The organism is Novosphingobium sp. THN1 (assembly GCF_003454795.1).
Lineage (GTDB): Bacteria > Pseudomonadota > Alphaproteobacteria > Sphingomonadales > Sphingomonadaceae > Novosphingobium.
This window is the reverse complement of sequence record NZ_CP028348.1, coordinates 1,128,851-1,148,646: the sequence shown is the minus strand read 5'-3', so window position 1 is coordinate 1,148,646 and position 19,796 is coordinate 1,128,851. Positions and strand designations below refer to the sequence as shown.

Genomic DNA, 19,796 nt, shown 5'->3' with positions numbered 1-19,796 from the left:
CGTGAAGGTCACCCAGAAGAACTTTTGGGCAAATGCGGCGCGCGCGGTAAAGGACTGCCGCATCTTCTATTTCTGCGGGCCGGATGAATCGGGTGCCAGTGATGCCGCCGCGAAGATCGCAGGCATGTTGGGCGAGGCGGAAAAGGTCGATCTGGGCGGAGCCGAACTCAAGCGCGACCCGGTGCGCCTCGCTGACGAGGCGCGTTCGGTCTCGTTGTTTGGCGACAGGCGGATCATTCATGTCCGGGCGACCGGCGACGATGCGCACGACGCCGTCGAAACCCTGCTGCAAAGCCCTGTCGACGGCTGGCCGGTCCTGATCGTCGCCAGTTCGGCCACCGACAAGTCGCGCATTGCCAAATTGCTGGAAAGCCGCGCCGATGCGCTGGTCGGCATGTTCCATCCGCCAGACCTCAAATCGGTCGCCAGTGCGATCCGGAGTTCGGCCGATGCGATGGGTGTGCGCATGACCGACGAGCTGTCGGAGCGAGTCGCCCGTGCGACCGCGCTCGATACGCGCATGGCCCGAAGCGAGCTGGAGAAGATCGCGCTCTATCTCGACGCCAGCCCGCAGGCGCCGCGAACAGCGACAGCGGCGGACCTCGACGACGTCTGCGCGGTCAGCGAGGACGATGGCATGATGCCGCTGGTCAACGCCGTCCTTGGCGGCGAGGTGCGGCGCATTCCGGCCGAACTTTCCCGCATGCGCGAACAGGGCATGAATCCGGTGGGACTGGTCCTCGCGCTTGAACGCCGCGCCGGGCAGTTGGTCCAGCTCGCTGGTCGGCTCGGGGAACGCGGCGACGTCAATGCATTCATGCAACAGGAAAGCGACGCGCGCCGGGTGTTCTTCCGAGACCGTGCCGACCTGACCCAGCAACTCAAGCGCTGGCGTGGCCCGCGGCTTGTGCGCCTGTGCGAGAGGCTGGTTCTATTGCATCGCACACTGATCGCCGACAATCGGAACGGGGACCTGGCGCTGGCGCAGGGCCTTGCAGAAATTGCGCGTGCTGCAGCACGATAGGTCGCGTCTTGCGACGAAGTTTGGATCGCATCCCTTATTGGCGTGACGCGGCTACCTCCCCCGACCTCCGAGATCTCGGCAAAAAGAAACCCGCCAACTGTGCGGAGTGGCAGGGTTCAAGTTCGGTGCGGTCGCACCATGGTTTGCCCGAAGTCGGGCAGGGGCTAGATGCCGCAACCGCGCACGCTGTTCAAGTTGACTCTGATTGAGTTTCGGCTTTCCTTGCAGGTTTGAGGTCACTCTCAGGACGCCGAAAGGGTGAGGCAGGCAGCGCCGAGGTGATCTTCCCAAGGCGCTGCACGTGCGTTGGTTGCCATAGCCAGATAACGCTACTTCATCGATTTCGCCGCGCCCGTGGACACGGTCTGGGCTCACTCGCAGGAGTCCGCCAGGCTCGATCCTGGCACCCGTCCGTTGTCTGACTCTCATCGTGCTGCAGCGCCTGATGACGCGCCACAGTCTCTTCAGGCATTTCGACAGGTCATCGCTGATGTGTCAGCGCGGGTGAACGGTGCAGACAAGCGCGAACTGCAGCTGCCAGGGGCGCACAGGCTCAAGCTGCGTCATTCTTTCACACAGGACACCAGGCCTGGCGCGATGTTTCGCTGGTGATCCAGGGTCGCGGGCACCCTCAGGCAATGCGCTGGGAGCGCAACTTGCGCATCTGGCCGAGCTTGCCCGGCCGGGAGATCGGCCGCAAGATCATTGGCAATCAGGGCTAATTGGCCGTCAAGAACGCGACGCGGCATTCGCGCGTTTCGCGTCAGGCGGATGCCAATGAGGTTATCTGGAAGAGGGAGGGCGCCGGCAAGCTCTGCCCGCTGCATACGCCGCGGTGGAATGCATTGCCAAAGGGAAGGCCAGGACGCGCTGTGGGTTCGATGAAATGGGCCCTATCCCGGTTTCCAAAGCGCGCACAGGCGAGGGCAGTTCAGCCGCCGACCTACGCGAACGCAAATCGCGTTCTTCACGGCCCGCGAGATACACAGTTCGCCGGGGAACAGTATCGAGGCCAAAATCCCGCTGCCTGCGGCCCTGCCGGCAGCGTTGCTCGAACAAGCGCCTTGCGCTGCCTCGGACAGCTCATGCGGGACAAACGCCGAAACGGTATCGCTTTGGCCAAGCGGACGCCGCAAGAACAGCGGGCGTGCCGTCTCTTTACTGCAGGCGGCTTGCCGCCACCCTCGCCATGGCCCGCCGCCTCAGGTAATCGGCCTCCACGTCCGATCCTTCGGCCTCTCCTGCCAGAATACCCAGGGCGGCGCCAATGCCATGTGCAGCGAGCTCTCCCAGCGCGGCACCGGTGTCCTGTCCCAGCTCGGCCGCCAATGCCTTGAGCACGCGCGCCATCTCGGCGAACTCCACTTCGCTTTCCCACGCCGCCTTGCATTCTTCGCGCCGAACGAAGCTGTCGCGCATTTCGAAGCCCATGGCCACTCTCCTCTCGCGGCGGACCAACCCGCCATGAGGAGAAGCTGTCAGGCCTCGGCAAACCTGCGCTTAACCGACGGCAGCGCACCTTGCCGGAGCCGCGCGATGGTTAAGCGGTAAGATTCCTGTCAACCGAGTCTTACCGGAGAGGGATCGCCGCGCTCGTCGATCAGCCTGGCCCGCGCGCTTGCCCTGCAGCGCAGGTAATCGGCTTCCACGTCACGCCCGGCCAGTTGTGCTAGGTGACTGAGCGCTTGGCCAAGTCCCCGTTCGGCCAGCACCCCCAGCATCGGTCCCACCGGCGCTTCAAGTTCCCCTGCCAACGCCTTCAGCGCCCGCACCATTTCGGCAAACTCGAACTCCGTCAGCCGCGCGGATTCGTATTCTTCCTTGCGCAACAGGGCCTTTCCGAGGTCAAAGGTCATTGGCCGCCTCCTTCACGCAGGATATGGCCTTTGAGATCAATTGAACAAGCCGTCGCACCTTTGCATAGACGATGGCAACGCGGGGGATGGATGGTGACGGCAGCTGCGCCCGCGATGGGCACGACGGAAGTGTTCCTGATCGCGCTCACGATCATCCTTGCCGTCCCTTACCTGGTCTGGCGCCTCCTGCGCACCGACTACTGGGCGCCGCTCGTCGTCGTGCAGATCATCGGCGGAATCCTGCTTGGCCCCGGCGTGTTGGGTGCAGCCTTCCCGGACTATTACGCCTTCGTCTTCAATCCGCAGGTGATCGGCTCGCTGAATGGCATCGCCTGGTGGGCGGTGATGATGTTCGTGTTCGCGGCAGGGCTTGAACTCGATCTCAGCGACGCCTGGGCCAACCGACGCGAAACCGCGATTACCGCTGCAGGCGCTCTCTTGACGCCGCTGGTGTTCGGCGCCGCCGCGGCTGCGCTACTATTGCAGACCCCGGCTGGATCGGCCCCAAGGGCAACTACCCGCAAGTCGTCCTCGGCATCGGCATGGCCTGCGCCGTCACCGCGCTGCCCATTCTCGTGCTCCTTATGGAAAAGCTGGGCATCTTCCGCGAGCCTTTGGGCCAGCGCATCCTGCGCTATGCCAGCCTTGATGACGTGGCGATCTGGGGCGTGCTCGCGCTGATCCTCGTCGATTGGGAGCGGGTCGGTCGGCAGGGCATCTTCCTTGCGGCCTTCGCCGTGGCATCGTGGGCCGTGCGGGCCCTGTTCCGCCGCCTGTCGGAAAACGATCGCTGGTACGTCTCGCTGATCTGGCTTGCCATGGTCGGCTTTGCCGCGGACTGGTCCGGCCTGCACTTCATGGTCGGCGCGTTTCTGGCAGGGGCCGTGCTCGATGCGCACTGGTTCACGCGCGAGCGGCTCGATGGCTTCCGCCAGTTCCTGCTCCTCGCTGTCATGCCGGTGTTCTTCCTCTCTACGGGTCTTCGCACCAAGTGGGACGTCGGCGGCCTTGCCGTGTTCGGCGCAGCGTTCCTGTTCCTCGTCGCCTCGGTCACCGGCAAGCTTGTCGGCGTGCGCATTGCCGGCCGCGTGCTCGGCTGGGCCAAGGGCGAGGCTTCGATCATCGGCTGGCTGCTGCAGACCAAGGCGCTGATCATGATCATCTTCGTCAACGTCCTGCTCGACAAGGGCATTGTCACCAACGAGACTTTCACCGCCTTGCTGCTGATGGCTGTGATGAGCACGATGCTGACCGTTCCGCTGGTCACCCCCAGGCTGAAGGCGCTGCCTGCGCCAACGGTCCATTAACGCCGTCGCGGTAAGCATCGCGGGCATGGAAGCCGTCGATCTCCTCATGGCTGGTGTTGCCGCACTCGTGCTCGGCCTGTGCTGGTGCCTCTACCGTTGCGTCACGCTGCTCGCCGGCTGGCAGGTCGCAGTCGCGCGTGTCTGGCGAGGCGGATACAGCGACCTCGAGCGGCTGGATGATTTCGTCCACATGCAGCAGTCCATCGGCACCCTGCGCGCCTTCGACATCCGCGATGGCGAAGGCAAGCGCTGGATCGAGGACGAGGTCGTCTTCGAAACAGCCGAGGGCACCCGAGTCCATGCCATGGTCGGTCGGCAGGTGCAGCGCTCGTGGAAGCCCTCCAGCGTGTTCCGCATCTGGTACTGCCGTGAGGATCCGCAGCGCGTCACCGCCTATGGCCCGGGATACTGGTTCGCGATGGCCTTGCTCACGCTTGCGGCGCTCTATGCCACGTTCGCCTGGGGCATAGACTGGGCGCGCACTGGCCAGCCCCCGCAATGGCTGGTCGATCTTTCGGCCGCGCAAGTCTCGCACAAGTAAGAGTGGCGGGATCGTGCATTCTCGCCTCTCCTGCGGCAAAATAACGGAGAGGCCCTGCATGTCCGTCATCGATCCCGTCACCCGCCTGATCGCCATCGAGGAAATCAAGCAGCTAAAGGCGCGCTATTTCCGCTGCATGGACACCAAGGACTACGCCGGCCTGCGCGCAGTCTTCGCCGACGACGCTGTGTTCGATGCCTCCTGCTCGCTCTCCATCGAACCCGCCGAGGACGCGGAGAACTGGACGCACTCCGGCGGCGACGCCATTGCCGCCTTCGTCGAAGCCGCCGTCGACGCCTTGCGCACCGTCCACCACGGCCACTGCCATGAAATCGAACTGCTCTCGCAAACCGAGGCGCGCGGCGTGATCGCCATGGAGGACCAGATCTGGGACGCCGACGGCAAGCCTTTCCTCCACGGCATGGGCCACTACCACGAAACCTACCGCAGGGAGGCAGATGGCTGGAAGATCGTGACGAGTCGCATCAGCCGCCTGCATGTGATCGTCGGCGAGTAACCTGGGCGCATCCGGCGTGGAATGACTGCGCCCGATCTGCCATAGCGTTGGCGTGAACATCGCCCAGACCGTATTCCCGCAATCCGAAATCCTCGACCGTCTCCACGCCGTGTTCGGCTTCAACGCCTTTCGCGGCGTACAGGCGGACGTGGTCGAGCGCGTGCTGGCGGGGCGCTCGACCCTTGCCGTCATGCCCACCGGCGCGGGCAAGTCGCTGACCTATCAGCTGCCCGCCGTCATGCTGCCGGGCACCTGCGTCGTCGTCTCGCCGCTGATCGCCCTGATGCATGACCAGTTGCGCAGCGCAAGTGCCAACGGTATCCGCGCCGCCACGCTAACCAGCGTCGACCTGGATCGGGGCCAGACCATCGACCGTTTCCTGTCGGGCGATCTCGATCTGCTCTACGTTGCCCCCGAACGCGCCAGCCAGCCGCATTTCCTCGAAATGCTCACCCGCGGCCGCGTCGCCATGTTCGCCATCGACGAGGCACACTGCGTCTCCGAGTGGGGCCACGACTTTCGCCCCGATTACCGCCTCCTGCGTCCGCTGATGGACGCTTTCCCGGATGTGCCGCGCCTGGCACTGACCGCCACGGCAGACCGCCACACCCGCGCCGATATCCTATCCCAGCTTGGCATCCCCGAAGAGGGCCTGATTGTTGCCGGGTTTGACCGGCCCAACATCCGCTACGCCATCACGGCGCGCGACAATCCCTTGCGCCAGCTGATGACGGTCATTGCCGAAAACCCCGGTCCCGGCATCGTCTATGCCCCCACTCGCGCGCAGGTGGAAAAGCTCAGCCAGCAGCTGCAGGCCAGCGGCCGTCCCGTCCTGCCCTATCACGCCGGGCTCGATCCGCAGGTAAGAGCGGACAACCAGGCACGCTTCGTCGCCTCCGAAGACATGGTCATGGTCGCCACGGTCGCCTTCGGCATGGGTATCGACAAGCCCGACGTGCGCTTCGTTGCCCACGCCGCATGCCCGAAATCGATCGAAAGCTATTACCAGGAAACCGGCCGTGCCGGGCGCGATGGCGATCCTTCGGTGGCAGTCATGCTGTGGGGCGCGGAAGATTTCATGCGCGCCCGCCAGCGCCTCGCCGAAGTCGAAGAGCACCGCCGCGCCGGCGAACGCACCCGCATCGATGCGCTCGCGTCCTTGGTCGAAACCCCGCATTGTCGCCGCGCCCTGCTGCTGCGCCACTTCGGCGAGAATCCGCCGCCGTCGTGCGGAAATTGCGACAATTGCCTGGAAGCCCCGCGCGTCACCGATGCCACCGAGGTTGCCCGCAAGCTGCTCTCCGCCGTCTACCGCACCGGACAGTCGTTCGGCTTCGGCTACGTCGAGAAAGTCCTCACGGGTGTTGCCGATGATCGCGTGACCCAGCGCGGGCACGACCAGCTTTCCGTGTTCGGCATCGTTACCAGCGATGAAGCCCCGCTGCTGCGCCCTCTGGCCCGCGCCCTGCAGGCAAGAGGCGCCCTTGTGGCCACGGAACACGGCGGCCTTGCCCTAGGCGGCGATGCCCGCGCCATCCTCAAGGGCGAAGCGGATGTGCCCCTCGTCCTCGTGCCGAAGAAGGAAGGCCGCTCAGGTCGCCGCCGCAGCGGTACAGGGGCTGCACTGAACCCTGTGGGCGATCCCCTGTTCGATGCCCTGCGCAACCTGCGCCGCGATCTCGCACGCGAGAACGGCGTGCCGCCTTACGTCATCTTCCACGATTCCGTCCTGCGCGAGATGGCGGCCACGCGCCCGGGCAGCCTCGCCGAACTCGGCCAGATCGGCGGTGTCGGCTCGCGCAAGCTTGATGCCTATGGCGATCGTTTCCTCAAAGTGATCCGGCAGTGGTAAGCTGAAAGCAAAACCCCTCCCGGTCAGGGGAGGGGCATGCTCAGTTGATCGTGCCCGAGGCAATTGGCTCGGCCGGATCGTGCAGGGGCTGCCCCCGCGTCTTCCACAGCGAATAGGCCACGCCGCCTGCAATCAGCGCGAAAGTGACGCCAAGGCTGAGCACCGGCGGGAACTTGTCGCCGCCCAGCAGGAAATCGGAAACGAAGATCTTCGAGCCGATGAACACCAGCACGGCGGCCAGCGCGTACTTGAGATAGGCGAAGCGATCGATCATCGCAGCCAGCGCAAAATAGAGCGCGCGCAGGCCGAGGATCGCCATGATGTTCGAGGTATAGACGATGAAGGTATCGGTCGTGATCGCAAAGATCGCCGGGACCGAATCCACCGCGAACACAAGGTCGGCAAGGTTGATGACCACCAGTGCCAGGAACAGCGGCGTTGCCGCGTTGACCATCTTGCCGGTCTTCTCGTCCGGCACTTTCACGAAGAAGTGCTGGTCATGCAGCTCCTTGGTCACGCGCATGTGGCGGCTGATCCAGCGCACCGCGGGATTGTTGCCGATGTCCGGGTCATGGTCGTTGGCGAAAAACATCTTGATGCCGGTGAACACCAGGAACGCGGCAAAGAGGTACAGGACCCAGTAGGCCTGTTCGACCAGCGCGGCGCCGCCTGCGATCATCGCGCCGCGCAGGAAGATGACGGCGACGATGCCCCACAGCAGGGCACGGTACTGGTACTTGGGGGGGATGGCGAAGAACGTGAAGATCAGGCTGATCACGAAGACATTGTCGATCGACAGCGCCTTCTCGATGAAGAAGCCGGTGTAATACTTCATCCCTAGGTCCGCGCCCTTCTCGGCCCAGACCCACGCGCCGAACAGCAGCGCAATGGTGATGTAGAACGCCGTCAGCTTCAGCGATTCACCGATGCCCATGGCCTTGTCCTCCTTGTGGAGGACACCAAGGTCAAACGCGGTCAGCGCCACGACAAGGCCGAGGAAGGCCAGCCAGAACCACGCAGGCGTGCCCAGCCAGTCTGCAAAAAGGAACTCCATCAGTCAGACTCCTTGTGCCCCCGCACGTCCCGCAATTGCCTCGGCAATGCCTGGAGCGCGGGGCGTTCCTCTGTGTCAGACTGTTGCCAATGACGCCGGAAAACCTGCGGCTTCCGGGCGGCGCAGGAGCAGCGCCGCAAGCCGCGCCTTCACGGCGTTCTTGAGGCTGCGCAGTCGCAGCACATCAAGCGGGTCGCGCGCGATGCGCAGCGCATCGTCAAGCTTCTGGTGGTGTTCGAGCAGATGGAAGTAACGGTCAGACATCATGAAAACCCTTCGAAAGCAGTTGCGTTTCGATCGGGAGATGCCGCGCGCTGGACCCACTGGTCCGGAAGGAGGGGGATTGAACCCGGACCCAGAGCATCGGCATCACCCGATGCGGTCCGACATCACGAAGCGAACTGCCACAATGGCCAGAACGCCGCGCCAGAGGGGCCCGGTCCGCCCAAACAATGTGGAGTGATTCGCTCTAAATTGCAAGAGACATGTTCAAAGCACTGTTCAGGAAGGCTTCCCTGAGATTGTCGACCGTCAAGCCGCTGCTGGAAACTCTCGGACCGGTGGGTATGATCCCATTTTCTGCCAGCCAGTTCTGGTCGCGGATCGAGCCCGGCTACACCATCGCTCGAGACACGAGGTCGAGCGATGCCAACCTTACGCAAACTCCCGGGCTACCAGATCCAAGCCTTCTGACACAGCGGCCTGAGATATCCCGACTCCCACGTCACGCGCATGCAACGCCCAATCGGAAAGCGCTGCACGAACGTCGTCTAAGATGGAAGCCGTACGCTTCGGCGAAACCCCATGGACCTTTGCGAGCTTCTCGACATGCTCTCGGGTGATGGTGCGACCTTCGCCCAAGACGGCCATGTAATGCTCGCCGCCGGGGCCGTTTGAGAACGTGAGGTCGAAGGCCGGCGCGAGCCGCCAGTCTCCCAGATCATTCATGAGGTAAGCATGCTGGCGGACATGATCATCCCGGTTTCGCGCAAGCACGTTGAAGACCATGCGCCGGAAGGCCTGCTCGACGTCCGCCATGCTGTGGGTGATGGCCAGGGTCGCCTTCAGGAAACCGTCATAATCGACGCTGGGCATATGCGACGAAGCTTCAAGCGCTCCGCCGAGGCTGACCATGTGCAGCCGCTTGCCCGGTGCCGGTCGGTCGAAGCGCCTTGTCGCGAAATGACCCGGACCGTTCGCCGCCGGGATCAATCGCGTCTCCGCCATATCGATGCCTGCGGCGCGGGCCATCCGGGCGTAGGCCTCTTCCAACGGCCCGATATCGGCAGGGTCATTGGTCGCTGCAAACTTGACGATCCATTCCTCACCCGCGCTCTTGTTTCCCGCCGCAGGGAGCTCGTCTCCGGCAGACAGCAGGCCGTCCGCGTCGATCGCCACGTGAACTTTCGGCCGCGCTCCGCCAGAGCCGCCGCCCAGGCGTGCCAGCAGCGCTTCGAGCTCTGTCTCCTCGCCGAGCAGAACCTGGCGCGATTCATCGGCCAGAGCATCGAGATCAATGGTACCTGAAGCCTCGAACCCAAACGATTCGGGCTGGAAGACGAGGGCGCCCCGACCTTTTGTGCCCACAAGGGCGAGCCGGTCGACTGCATTAAGGTCTTCGAACCGGTGACCCATCCTTTGGAGGCGCCGCTTCAACAGCAGCATGCCCCAGGCGTCGGGCAGGCAGTCTGAAAGGAAACCGTGAAGGCCTTCGAACATTCGGCTGCGGGCAGGGTGCAGGCCGGGCTCAGCCGGATAGTGCAGTGGAGAGATCGGAAGGCGCGCAGCGATGATCTCTCCCGACCATTCGAGCTGAGCCAATCCGCTCGCCATTGTCAGCCTGCCGACAGAACGCGGCGCTGCAGTCTCGTCGGTCAGCAGTCCAATCGCCAAAGGCGTTCCCGGAGCCAGTTTCATGACCCAATTCCGCCCGAGCGCCCGCTGGCACGCTTGCGCTGCCGTTTGGCTGCCTGACGCTGCTGTGCAAGCAGTTCATCCATGCTGGTTGCCGGCACTTGCGGAAACAGCGCGACAATGCCCTCATCGCAGCGCAGTGCGATGGCTGCCCGCACCATATCCTCGATCGAAGCCCTGCCTTCGGCCTCCATTCGCCGCCATGTTCTATGGGCCACGCCTGCTTTGGCAGCGGCCGCTTGCTGGGTGAGGTCAAGCGCCAGTCGGCGGGCCTTGATCCGTTTGCCGAGGCCTGTCAGTTGATCATGAAGCGTGAAAAACATGGCCATATATGGCCTATATTTGCGCTGAAGTCAAAATAGGGGCCATATTTGGCTCATGAGCGAGGTTCCGCAAGACGCCGAAGAGGTGTTGGCTTTTGACGGTGAAGTTCGTGGTAACGTTCCGGACGACCGCCCGATAGGCCGCAGGATGGATTCCGGAGAGTTTATAATCCCCCGAGCGAATCGTGAAATCAGTCCTTTGGCTGCCTACGTGAAACATTGCGCGACGAACTAAGGGGGCGCTATTCCTCCTGTATTGAAAATGGATCGTTATCACTACCCTATTCATATGAGATTGGCCCGGCTATCATCGCCGACATGCGGAAAAGCCCGCCCGCCACTCTTGCCAGACGTGCGATGATCAAGCGTGCCGTCGAACCAAGCGACCTTGTGGCTGACGTGCGCACGCTGGTCGGCGCCGGCGTACGCATTGACGAGGCGCTGCTCGATGCCGCCATGCGCGGGTGGTCCGACAACACCCGCCGCGCCTTCCGCTCGGACCTGACCCTGTGGGGGCAGTGGTGCAGGGGGCGGCAGGTGCAGCCCGCCGGGGCCGGTCCTGCTGACGTTGCCGCCTGGATCCGTGCGCTGGCCGGAACCGAAGCGACGGACCTCAAGACACGCGCCATGGCGACGATCGAGCGTTACCTCGTACACGTGAGCTGGGCCTACCGCATGGCGGAGCTTACCGATCCGACATCAGACCCTCTCGTCAAATTCGAGCGCCAGGCGGCGCGCAACCATCTCGGGGTTCGCCAGCGACAGGCTCGCGCCATTCGCTTCAAAGGCGACATTGCCGATCTCGACAGCCCTGCCTCGGGCGTTTGTCTGGCACACCTGCTCAAGGCGTGTCGCCGCGACGAACTCGGTTTGCGCGATGCCGCGCTGCTGCGCATCGCCTACGACATCGCCGCCCGGCGGTCCGAGCTGGTCGCGATCGATGTCGCGCATATTGAAGGACCGGACGGGGAGGGGGCAGGGCTGCTGCACATCCCCTCAAGCGCAGGAAGGCGCTGAGGCATATCTGTCACCGGCGACCATGGCTGCGATCGCGCGCTGGCGTAAGGCTGGCGAAATCGACAAGGGACCATTGCTGCGACGGGTGACGACGCATTTCGATGGGTTTGTGAAAGCAATCGGGACTGAGCGTCTGAATCCCAACAGCATCACGCTGATATACAAGCGCGTGGTACGCGCCGCCTGGGAGAAGCGTGTGCTTGGTGGGATGGGAGAGGTTGAGCTCGAGCGCTGGCTCAAGAGCGTGTCGTCGCACTCGATCCGCGTTGGTGTTGCGCAGGACAATTTTGCAACAGGGGAGGGGTTGCCAGCAATTATGCAGGCTTACCGGTGGCGCGATGCGCGAACCGTTATGCGATACGGTGCTAAGCTGGCGGTAAAAAGCGGAGCGAGTGCGAGACTGGCCAAGCTCTTCTCGGATGAATGACGCACCTTGCGGACTGACCGGAAGGGCGGCTTATACCAAGGTGCATTGATCAGTACCCATGCGCCCAATGGCGCATTCCGATGGACGTGATGCGCCAAGGCTGATCGACGAGCTTGTTCCATGCGAAGCAACAATGGTCGACGATGTCGTCGTAGGATTTGAAGATGCGGTTCGACAGCCAATTGTCGCGCATGAACTGCCAGACGTTCTCGACCGGGTTGAGCTCCGGACACCTCGGCGGCAGCGGCATCAGCGCGATGTTGGGGGGCACGACCAGTTCGGCCGATCCATGCCATCCGGCCTGATCGAGCAGAAGGACCGCATGCGCCCCGGGCGCGACGCGGAAGGCGATCTCCTCGAGATGCATGCTCATCGCCTCGCTGTTACAACGGGGCATGACGATGCCGGCAGCCTTGCCTTCAGCCGGACAGATCGCGCCGAACAGCCATGCCGAGGAGCGACGCTGATCCTTCGGCGCTGATGGTCGGGTTCCGCGCTTCGCCCAGCGCCGGGTGAGCTTGGTCTGCTGGCCGACACGGGCCTCGTCCTGCCACCACAGCTCTATCGGCGTACCTCTCGGGAGCCGCCACATGATTTGCGCCAGACGGGCGACGAACCTTTTTTAAAATCGGCAATGTCATCGCTCTTCTGGCCACGGTGGCGTGGCCGGGCCGTGAGCTTGCGGTAGCCCATAGCGCGAAGCTCGCGCCCGAGGGTATGGCGTGTGACCGACAACTCGAACTCGTCCCAGATCCACTGCGCCAGATCGCACAGCCGCCAGCGTACTACCCCATGCGCTGCAGGAATTGGCCCAGCCTCGACGATCTCGGCAAGCCGCGCACGCTGCTCATCGTTCAGGATCGAAGCCCGCCCCGGAGCCTTGCGCGTTGCCAGACCGTCGGGACCTCCCTCGTTGAAGCGCAGAACCCAGTCGCGCACGATCTGCAGCGTCACGCCGGCAATCTTCGCCGCTTCGCTACGGCTCCTGCCGTCCAGGATCAGTGCAACAGCCAACAGACGACGGACCTGATCGGCATCGCCACTTCGTCGCGCAAACCCACGCAAATCCGACGATGTGTAGTCAGATCGAACCCCAATCGCTGCCGCCATCGCAAACCTCCATGTGCCTGCAACGTCGAATCAGATTTTCATCCGCTTGGGAATCCCCGGCGTGAGTCAGACTCCGCGCGCCTTGGTATTACTTTCGGATCGTTCAACGCCGACGGTGACTGCTGACCAAAGTTGGACGATACTCCATTCCCGATGAACGTTCGGTACTGATTGAAGCTGCCGTTCGCGCCGGTTGAAGCAGTCCATCAGGATCGCAGCTACGCTGATGCGGAGGTCGTCCACGACATCACGTCTTCAAACTGCTGGGAACCAGCCAATAACGATCAGGTCCGTCCAACATGAATTTGCAAACCCAGCCATCTGGCGAGATCTGGTATCCGGCGGATCAGAAGCTTCTCGAGAAGCGCCACCACCACGAGCGAGAGTGCCAGCAGCGGTAGCACTGCTGCCAGAATGAGCAACATTGGCACCAGCTTGGCCATCACGTTTTCCTTAGGCGTCGGTGGTGCGCCAAGGCCTTGATCGGGCTTGCGTTTGCGCCACATCACGAATCCGCTGATCGCAAGGGTTGCCAGCATCAGCGCGGTGAACACGCCGATCAGCTGATTGACCCAGCCGAACAGCTGCCCTTCGTGCCAGGCAACGCCATATCCGACTACGCGATCTATAGGGTGGCCATCGGCAAAGGTCTCACGCGACAATTCTTGGCCCGTCTGCTTGTCCAGCGTGATGGTGGTGCGCAAGGGCCGGTTCTGGCTGTCTGATCTCAAGGTCCAGTTCTCGCCACCCTTGCGTCCGAAACGCCCCGGTGCTCCGGGCGGGGTGATGACCGCCGGGAAAGCGAGGTGCTCGCGCTGCGCCAGTCGGACCACCTCAGACAGGGTGATGGCTGGTGCCATGTCGGCCATATCATGATCCATACCGGGTATGTGGCCATTCATGGCCATCATTGCCGCATGATCGTGTTCGGCATGTTCTTTGTGCTCGTCGGCGGACGGAGCCGCGCCGCCGATTGTCCAGTCCTGCTTTCCTTTCACCCAACCCATCTCGGCGCGCACGGCCTTGAAGGCACTGCCCCAGACATCGGCCCAGGGCAGACCGGTGAGGAGCAACACCATGGCAAGGCCTGATACCCAGAACCCGGTGACGGCATGCATATCCCGCCAAGCAGTGCGCGATCCGGCAGACAGGCGCGGCCACAGCACGCCTGCAAGACCGCGACCGCGCGGCCACCACAGATAGAGGCCGGTCAGGATCATGACGATGGCCCAGCTTGCCGCCAGCTCCACCAGCCAGCTGCCGCGTTTGCCCAACAGAAGCTGGCCGTGGATGTCGTGCGCGATTTCCATGATCCGCCATTCGGGATCGAGAACGCCGACGACCTGGCCTTGCGGCGATACGAAGACATCGCGCATCGCCTTGTCCTTGCCGCCTTGGCCGCCTGACAAACCGACGTGTATCATGGCCGCATCGCCCTGCTTTTGCGGCAGGCGATAGGAAAGGAACTTTGCGCCGGGCAAGGCTGCGAGCGCTGCACGCACCTGCGATTCGGGCGTTACCGCACCTGCGGTTGGCAATCCCTGCCAGGCGCGCTCTTCCCAGCGTTCGACTTGCGGTTTGAACAAGTAGGCTGCCCCCGTCAGCGACAGGATAAGCACCATGGGCACAACGAATAGACCGGCATAGAAATGCCACCGCCAGATCGTGCGATAGAAGGCGGCCTTGCGCGAGGTCGAGGAAATCTGTGCTGAAGGGGGCATGGCCGTTACCACTTCGTCTTGAGGTCGACCACAAAGGTGCGCTGCGGCAACGGGTGCGCAACGTAAGCCTTGTAGTTGAACAGGTTGTCGATCCCGGCGCTCAGCTCGACATTGCCGAGCACGGCCCAAGACAGGCGGGTGTCAAACAGCAGATATTCGCTCTGGAAACCGAAAGCGCGGCCACGAACCAGCCCGAACAGGTCGGAATTGGGCCGCGAGCCATAGCGCCAGCCAAGCGAGGCTTTGACCGGTTTGGCCAGTTGATAGCGGATATTGCCGTTGGCCCGCCATTTCGGGATGCGCGGGAATTGCATGCCTTCTGCAGCGGGATTGGCATCGTTGCGGATCGTCTTGGCGCTGATCCATGCCACATTGGCGTCGATATCAAGGCCCGGCAGGATGTCGCGTGCTTCTGCGATCAGTTCCAGTCCGTACTGCTCAACTTCGTCCACGTTCTTGAAGCTCGAGATGACCGTGCCGAACTGGTTGAGGCCGTTGAAGCTGAAGACTGCATCGTCGATCATCTGGTAGAACGCGCTGCCGGTGAGCCGCACCTTGCCTGCGTCATACCGGAGGATCAGGTTGGCATCCTTGGATTTTTCGGCCTTCAGGTTCGGATCGAAGCTTTGCGGATCGATGGCCTGCGCGATGTCATCAAAGCGGCCCTGGAACAGTTCGCCTACGGTCGGGAAGCGCGTGGCCAGCCCGAGGCTTAGCTGCACATCAAGGCGCGGTGCCAGCTTGCCCTGCAGGCTCAGCTTGGGGCTGAAGTTGTCATCGCTGCGGCTGGGATAGCGATCATCCTTTCGCACCCCGGCAAAAGGCTTGGCAATGCCGCCATCGAACGCCCGCCAGCGATCATAGCGGACACCACCCGTCAGCACCCAGTCCGCACCAACATCGATTGCGTCTTCCAGCCACAGCCCCCAGAGGCTGGTCTTACCATATGTTGCGGCGGTGAAGACGGGTGAGCTCGCCTCGCGCCAGTTTGCGGTCGAGAAGGTGTCAGTCGAGGTTTCATAGAGATTGGCATTGGCCCCGAACGCCACCTTGTGCGCACCAAGCCGGCGCTCGATCACCAGGTCTCTGGTATACCAGCCCGGCGTGTTGCCCAGCGTATTGGTGCCCGCGCCATTCGCTGCGCCCGTGGCATAGTTGGTCGATGTCCGACCATCCTGATCGGGAATCCAGAACCGCGAAAGATTGAGCGCCACGTCCCAGCCCGCCAGCGGACCCGCCAGCTTGAGCCCGGCAAGATACTCGGTCCGCTCCGATGTCGACAGTGTCAGCCCGGTCGCGTTCCAGGTCTTGCCCCCGAAGGTCACGCGGCCTTGGTAGACCGGCGCGCCCGTGGTTGCATTGACGAGGAAACTGCGCGTGTCGGTCAGCACCTGCTTGCTCTTCCACAGCACGCCCAGTGCATCGATGGTCCAGCCACCTGCTGTTTCAAGACCCACACGCAGGCGAACCTGATCCTGCGTCACATCGACCGGCGAAGCCGCGCCGAATACAGGCGTTGCGAGCCGCGGATCGTCGAACGCACCTGTCACCGCTGTTGCCGCGCCGCTTCCGGTGGCGGCGGTCAGCAGGTTGTAGGTCATCGACTGGCCGGTGTTTTCGAAATGCCGCCCGGACAGGCGGATCGAGAACGGGCCGTCCTTCTGCTTCCAGTTCACGCCACCTTCAAGGCTGTAGCCCATGAAAGTCTGGTCGAAGCCATATTCCTTGAACGGCATGATGAAGGTCTGCGCATTGGCATAGGCCGAAGTTTCGGTCGGCTCCTGCGTGGTCACCGAAATCACGCCGCCCATCGAATTACCGCCGTAGCGCGCGGAATAGGGGCCGTAGACAATATCAAACTGGCGCACCTCGGCAGGGCCGACCACGTTCCACTTGGGAGGGAAGTCGAAGCGATTGCCAAGGAAGTTGGAGACGACAAAGCCGTCGACCATCACGATCGTGCGTGCCGATTGCACGGTGTTGGCCCCGCGCATGGCCACCACGGCATTGTCATCACCGGCGAACCGCTTGCGCACGAAGAAGTTCGGCGTGTACTTCATCAGGTCTTCGACGTTGATCGCATTGATCGAATCGAAGTTTTCCTTGTCGAGTGATACGGACAGTCCGCGCGGCACGACCGTAATCGGCGCATCGGTTTGTCCGACGACGAGAATGGTAGCTCCATCGGCGTCATCTGCCGCAACCTCTTCGGCAGGAGCCTGTCTTTGTGTTTCACCCTCTGCAGCCAGAGCGGGGGCTGAAACGGCGAGCGCTGCGGACAGCGCAATCCATGAACTTCGCATCAAGTTTTCCTTGAATATCAAACTGGTCTTGATGTGCAAAAGGTGCGCCGCAGTCGCGCTCAGCCCGCACGATCTGGTCTATCGCAGACCAACCACGAGGCGGCAGTAGCGGCGCATGATCTGTCAGCCCGCAGCAGCGGGTCAGATCGTCAAGCCAGTGCGGGAGGTCCGCGCAAAGGAGGATGGAGATAGGCTGGCCGCCTTGGGCAGGCCACGCTCACCGGCGCGAAAGCGAGCGCCAGAATAAACGCAAGTGCCAGCAACAGCAGCGCCGGATCGGCCCCTCCGATCAGCGCAGCGTTGAGCGATGCGAACGCGCAGGTGCCCTGCTGCTTGCCATCAGGCTCGCTTTCGCCCCCTGACTTCGCCGGGATCACGATCTGAGTCTTGGTCACTGCACCAAGCGAATCCTTACACACCGCGATGGTCAGGACTTTGGCGTGTAGATCGATCATCATGCCCGATGGCACGACAACCTTCATGCAAAGCGTAATCACGGCCAGGGCTAGGGCCGCAACACGCCAACGCATGATAAAGGTTCGCATCGTTCGCACGTGCGGCGCGCTAGCCAGTGGCCAGCATTTTGTCACGCCAGTATCGCATGCTGCTCGTCAAAATATCAGCGTTCGATTTGATCGCCGATCTTAGACCGAAGCCGCTGAAGATTTCGGCAAGTAAGGCTCATCCCGCGATCGTTTGCAGCCAGAGCAGGAAGCGGCGAACGCCTGGTATTGGGAAAAGCCGAGGCCTAAAGTACTTTTTGAACGCGGCCGCTTTGTCCCATTTCCCCCCTTTGGGGCAACCGGCAGCGGGCGACCACAGCACGAACCCGCTCCACGGGAGAGTCGCTTGGGTGCCGTAGCGTAGTATTGTTCAGGCTTTGCGGGCGGCGAAGTTGCCTTGCGACCGTGGAGTTCCTTCAACGGAGAGGAACTCACCATGGATACTATCACGACCGCTTCCCCGACCCATTCGCTGCGTGAGCGGATGTTGCAGGACATGACGATGCCTGGCTTCGGGGCGCACACGCAGAATGACTATATCCGACATGTCCGGAACTTCGCCGCGTTTCTCGGCCGCCCCCGGACGCGGCCACGGTGGAAGACCTCCGGCGTTATCAGGTCGACCAGCACGAGCGCGCCGTGGGGCCGGCCACGATCAATGTGGCCGTGTCGGCACTGCGGTTCCTCTTCGGGATAACCCTCAGCCAGCCGTGCGGCGCCTGCTGGCGCGCTATCTCTATCTGTGCGACGTGCCGTTGCCGGAACCGGGCCTGACCGATGATGAATGCGCCGAGGCAATCGGCAGCCTCTTTACCGACGATGGCCTCTGGCAGGGGTGGGCGGGGCGCACGCGGCGCAGTTCGGCGAACATCGCGGCCCCGACGGCCACGAGGACGCCGCGATCTTCCGGGTCGCAGACATCAGCCTCGTCGGCGACCTCTTCACCCTCGTCCCGGAACTGACGGGGAAGCTCTGAGCGTATAAGCGCTACAACGTCTTGGGTCAGGCGGTGCCGGGCATAGACGCCTAAGCGCCACAGTCGCACCTTGGCAGATCCGTTTCAAAGCACCTATCGTCGTCATCGGGCGCGAACTGGAAAATCCGGGCGAGCGCCCGCCGTTGCCCAAGGTATCTGAATCCTTAAGAGTAGAGTGCGCGACCCTCGCAGATCCTTGAAGCTTGCGCTTCCAGTTGGTTCCACCCGCTCGTAAGCACGCAGTGTGGAAACTAGAAATCTTGGTCATAATTGGGTTGGCTCTGTAAGGACTCACCCCTCTGGCATGCGCTACAACTTCTCAGACTCATTTCTGTTGATCACGTCTGATAGATAACTTATATTGCACGCGTGCGTGGTTCTATTTGGCCAAGCGCGTTGACCAAACAGCCGCAAGCGCTGGCATGAAACCAGCGCCCAGGCGTTGCAGGACGGTTCATCCTGACGGGTTGGGATACGTCTCGGGTGCCGATTGTCAGGCATGCCTCTTTCGATCGTTCGCGAATTTGGGCCCCACCTGATCGAAGCGAAGACGCCAGTCTTCCTGACAAACTGCCTCTCCCATGTCGCACGAGAACTCGGGTTCGATCACTTCGCATTAGCCTACGAACCACGAGTTCGGTTCGAGGAACGAAAATCCATTCTCATGCACAACTATCCTGCAGAATGGGCCGAAGTGTATGTCGCGTTCGACCTTGCCGGACAGGATCCTGTACGCCGTGCCTGTGATCGAGCGCTATTAGGCTTCGAATGGCGCAACCTCGCCAAACTGATCCCCATGACAATTGGAGACCATCGCATGCTGGCTGTTGGCCGTAAGGTCGGGGTAGCTGACGGATATACTGTACCGCGCCACATTCCCGGCGAAGGTACCGGCTCTTGCACTTTCGTGGTCAGTCCCGGCTCAGAACTCCCCGCGAACGGTTGGAAGTAGCTGAATTGTTGGGAGGCATCGCGATAGCGGCAGCGCGCGGATTGACAGGGCTGGGCCAATACCACTGCAAGCCAGCCCTGTCGGACAGGCAACGCGAATGCGTGTTGTGGTCGGCCAGAGGAAAGACGGCGGCAGAAACCGCGATCATCATGGGAGTGACCGATTTCACGGTCCGCAAACACCTCAAGGATGCCAGAGAACGCTACAACGTTCACTGCGGCCAGACGCTGATCCTCTGTGCCCTCTACGATGGGCTGATCAGTTTTCCAGACCTCCTGCGTTGGTGGAACAACCTGCCCAACTGAGTGATTCTGCCGGGAAAGGCAGTTTAGAGTTCCGCCATTCTCAAATCTGGGAATACCGCGAAAGACCGCTCGTTGTTTGGATGCGCCATCCCAA

At 62.5% G+C, this 19,796-nt stretch carries 17 protein-coding genes and 2 pseudogenes; 9 read left to right on the top strand and 10 right to left on the bottom strand.

Going from position 1 to position 19,796, the window contains the following annotated elements:
• Position 1: 1 nt before the first annotated feature.
• Entirely contained in the window at positions 2 to 1,024 is a 1,023-nt protein-coding gene (holA, locus tag C7W88_RS22310) for a DNA polymerase III subunit delta (protein WP_205525334.1), read from the top strand.
• Positions 1,025 to 2,182: 1,158 nt separating this feature from the next.
• On the opposite strand, the gene C7W88_RS22305 is transcribed toward holA, so the two are convergent.
• Positions 2,183 to 2,455: a hypothetical protein gene (locus C7W88_RS22305; protein WP_118075799.1), complete on the bottom strand. Its 273-nt coding sequence runs from the start codon at positions 2,453 to 2,455 to the stop codon at positions 2,183 to 2,185.
• A gap of 128 nt (positions 2,456 to 2,583) precedes the next feature.
• Positions 2,584 to 2,880 (bottom strand): hypothetical protein, encoded by a 297-nt coding sequence (locus C7W88_RS22300; RefSeq protein ID WP_118075797.1) that lies wholly within the window; start codon positions 2,878 to 2,880, stop codon positions 2,584 to 2,586.
• Positions 2,881 to 2,994: 114 nt separating this feature from the next.
• On the opposite strand from C7W88_RS22300, the pseudogene C7W88_RS22295 reads away from it, so the two are divergent.
• The 4 genes and pseudogenes from C7W88_RS22295 (at position 2,995) to recQ (ending at position 7,097) form a co-directional block, all read left to right on the top strand.
• Positions 2,995 to 4,187, top strand: a pseudogene (locus tag C7W88_RS22295) (cation:proton antiporter).
• Between the two features lie 25 nt (positions 4,188 to 4,212).
• Positions 4,213 to 4,728 carry a hypothetical protein gene (locus C7W88_RS22290; RefSeq protein ID WP_118075795.1) on the top strand — a complete coding sequence of 172 codons (516 nt, stop codon included), beginning with the start codon at positions 4,213 to 4,215 and terminating at the stop codon, positions 4,726 to 4,728.
• Positions 4,729 to 4,786: 58 nt separating this feature from the next.
• On the top strand, positions 4,787 to 5,245 hold the full coding sequence (locus C7W88_RS22285; protein ID WP_118075793.1) for a nuclear transport factor 2 family protein: 459 nt from the start codon (positions 4,787 to 4,789) through the stop codon (positions 5,243 to 5,245).
• Between the two features lie 52 nt (positions 5,246 to 5,297).
• Positions 5,298 to 7,097 carry a DNA helicase RecQ gene (gene recQ / locus C7W88_RS22280; protein ID WP_240345054.1) on the top strand — a complete coding sequence of 600 codons (1,800 nt, stop codon included), beginning with the start codon at positions 5,298 to 5,300 and terminating at the stop codon, positions 7,095 to 7,097.
• Between the two features lie 40 nt (positions 7,098 to 7,137).
• On the opposite strand, the gene C7W88_RS22275 is transcribed toward recQ, so the two are convergent.
• From C7W88_RS22275 to C7W88_RS22260, 4 genes are all read right to left on the bottom strand, one after another.
• Entirely contained in the window at positions 7,138 to 8,151 is a 1,014-nt protein-coding gene (locus C7W88_RS22275; RefSeq protein ID WP_118075791.1) for a TerC family protein, read from the bottom strand.
• Between the two features lie 75 nt (positions 8,152 to 8,226).
• Complete coding sequence (locus C7W88_RS22270) at positions 8,227 to 8,415, bottom strand: DUF465 domain-containing protein (protein WP_118076060.1); 189 nt, start codon at positions 8,413 to 8,415, stop codon at positions 8,227 to 8,229.
• A gap of 390 nt (positions 8,416 to 8,805) precedes the next feature.
• Complete coding sequence (locus tag C7W88_RS22265) at positions 8,806 to 10,068, bottom strand: type II toxin-antitoxin system HipA family toxin (protein ID WP_118075789.1); 1,263 nt, start codon at positions 10,066 to 10,068, stop codon at positions 8,806 to 8,808.
• On the bottom strand, positions 10,065 to 10,388 hold the full coding sequence (locus C7W88_RS22260) for a helix-turn-helix domain-containing protein (protein ID WP_118076058.1): 324 nt from the start codon (positions 10,386 to 10,388) through the stop codon (positions 10,065 to 10,067). The genes C7W88_RS22265 and C7W88_RS22260 overlap by 4 nt, the downstream gene beginning before the upstream one ends.
• A gap of 357 nt (positions 10,389 to 10,745) precedes the next feature.
• Here C7W88_RS22260 and C7W88_RS22255 point away from each other — a divergent pair.
• Positions 10,746 to 11,832, top strand: a pseudogene (locus C7W88_RS22255) (tyrosine-type recombinase/integrase).
• Positions 11,833 to 11,881: 49 nt separating this feature from the next.
• Here the strand turns inward: C7W88_RS22255 and C7W88_RS22250 are convergent.
• The 4 genes from C7W88_RS22250 to C7W88_RS22235 all read right to left on the bottom strand — a co-directional run bounded on the left by C7W88_RS22250 (position 11,882) and on the right by C7W88_RS22235 (position 17,448).
• Positions 11,882 to 12,942, bottom strand: a protein-coding gene (locus C7W88_RS22250) for an IS630 family transposase (protein ID WP_118075787.1) whose coding sequence is annotated in 2 segments (ribosomal slippage) — positions 11,882 to 12,450 and positions 12,450 to 12,942 — 1,062 coding nt in all. Because the reading frame shifts where the segments join, the coding sequence is not laid out codon by codon here.
• 284 nt (positions 12,943 to 13,226) lie between these two features.
• Positions 13,227 to 14,663 carry a PepSY domain-containing protein gene (locus C7W88_RS22245; protein WP_118075785.1) on the bottom strand — a complete coding sequence of 479 codons (1,437 nt, stop codon included), beginning with the start codon at positions 14,661 to 14,663 and terminating at the stop codon, positions 13,227 to 13,229.
• A 5-nt stretch (positions 14,664 to 14,668) separates the two neighbouring features.
• Positions 14,669 to 16,966 (bottom strand): TonB-dependent receptor, encoded by a 2,298-nt coding sequence (locus C7W88_RS22240; RefSeq protein WP_118076057.1) that lies wholly within the window; start codon positions 16,964 to 16,966, stop codon positions 14,669 to 14,671.
• A gap of 149 nt (positions 16,967 to 17,115) precedes the next feature.
• Entirely contained in the window at positions 17,116 to 17,448 is a 333-nt protein-coding gene (locus C7W88_RS22235; protein WP_240345053.1) for a DUF2946 family protein, read from the bottom strand.
• Positions 17,449 to 18,304: 856 nt separating this feature from the next.
• Here C7W88_RS22235 and C7W88_RS23050 point away from each other — a divergent pair.
• The 3 genes from C7W88_RS23050 (at position 18,305) to C7W88_RS25030 (ending at position 19,702) form a co-directional block, all read left to right on the top strand.
• On the top strand, positions 18,305 to 18,445 hold the full coding sequence (locus C7W88_RS23050; protein WP_162896171.1) for a hypothetical protein: 141 nt from the start codon (positions 18,305 to 18,307) through the stop codon (positions 18,443 to 18,445).
• A gap of 499 nt (positions 18,446 to 18,944) precedes the next feature.
• The gene (locus C7W88_RS24260) at positions 18,945 to 19,397 is read left to right on the top strand and encodes an autoinducer binding domain-containing protein (protein ID WP_240345052.1); all 453 of its coding nucleotides are present in this window, start codon (positions 18,945 to 18,947) and stop codon (positions 19,395 to 19,397) included.
• 101 nt (positions 19,398 to 19,498) lie between these two features.
• The gene (locus C7W88_RS25030) at positions 19,499 to 19,702 is read left to right on the top strand and encodes a helix-turn-helix transcriptional regulator (protein ID WP_370073290.1); all 204 of its coding nucleotides are present in this window, start codon (positions 19,499 to 19,501) and stop codon (positions 19,700 to 19,702) included.
• Positions 19,703 to 19,796: the final 94 nt, after the last annotated feature.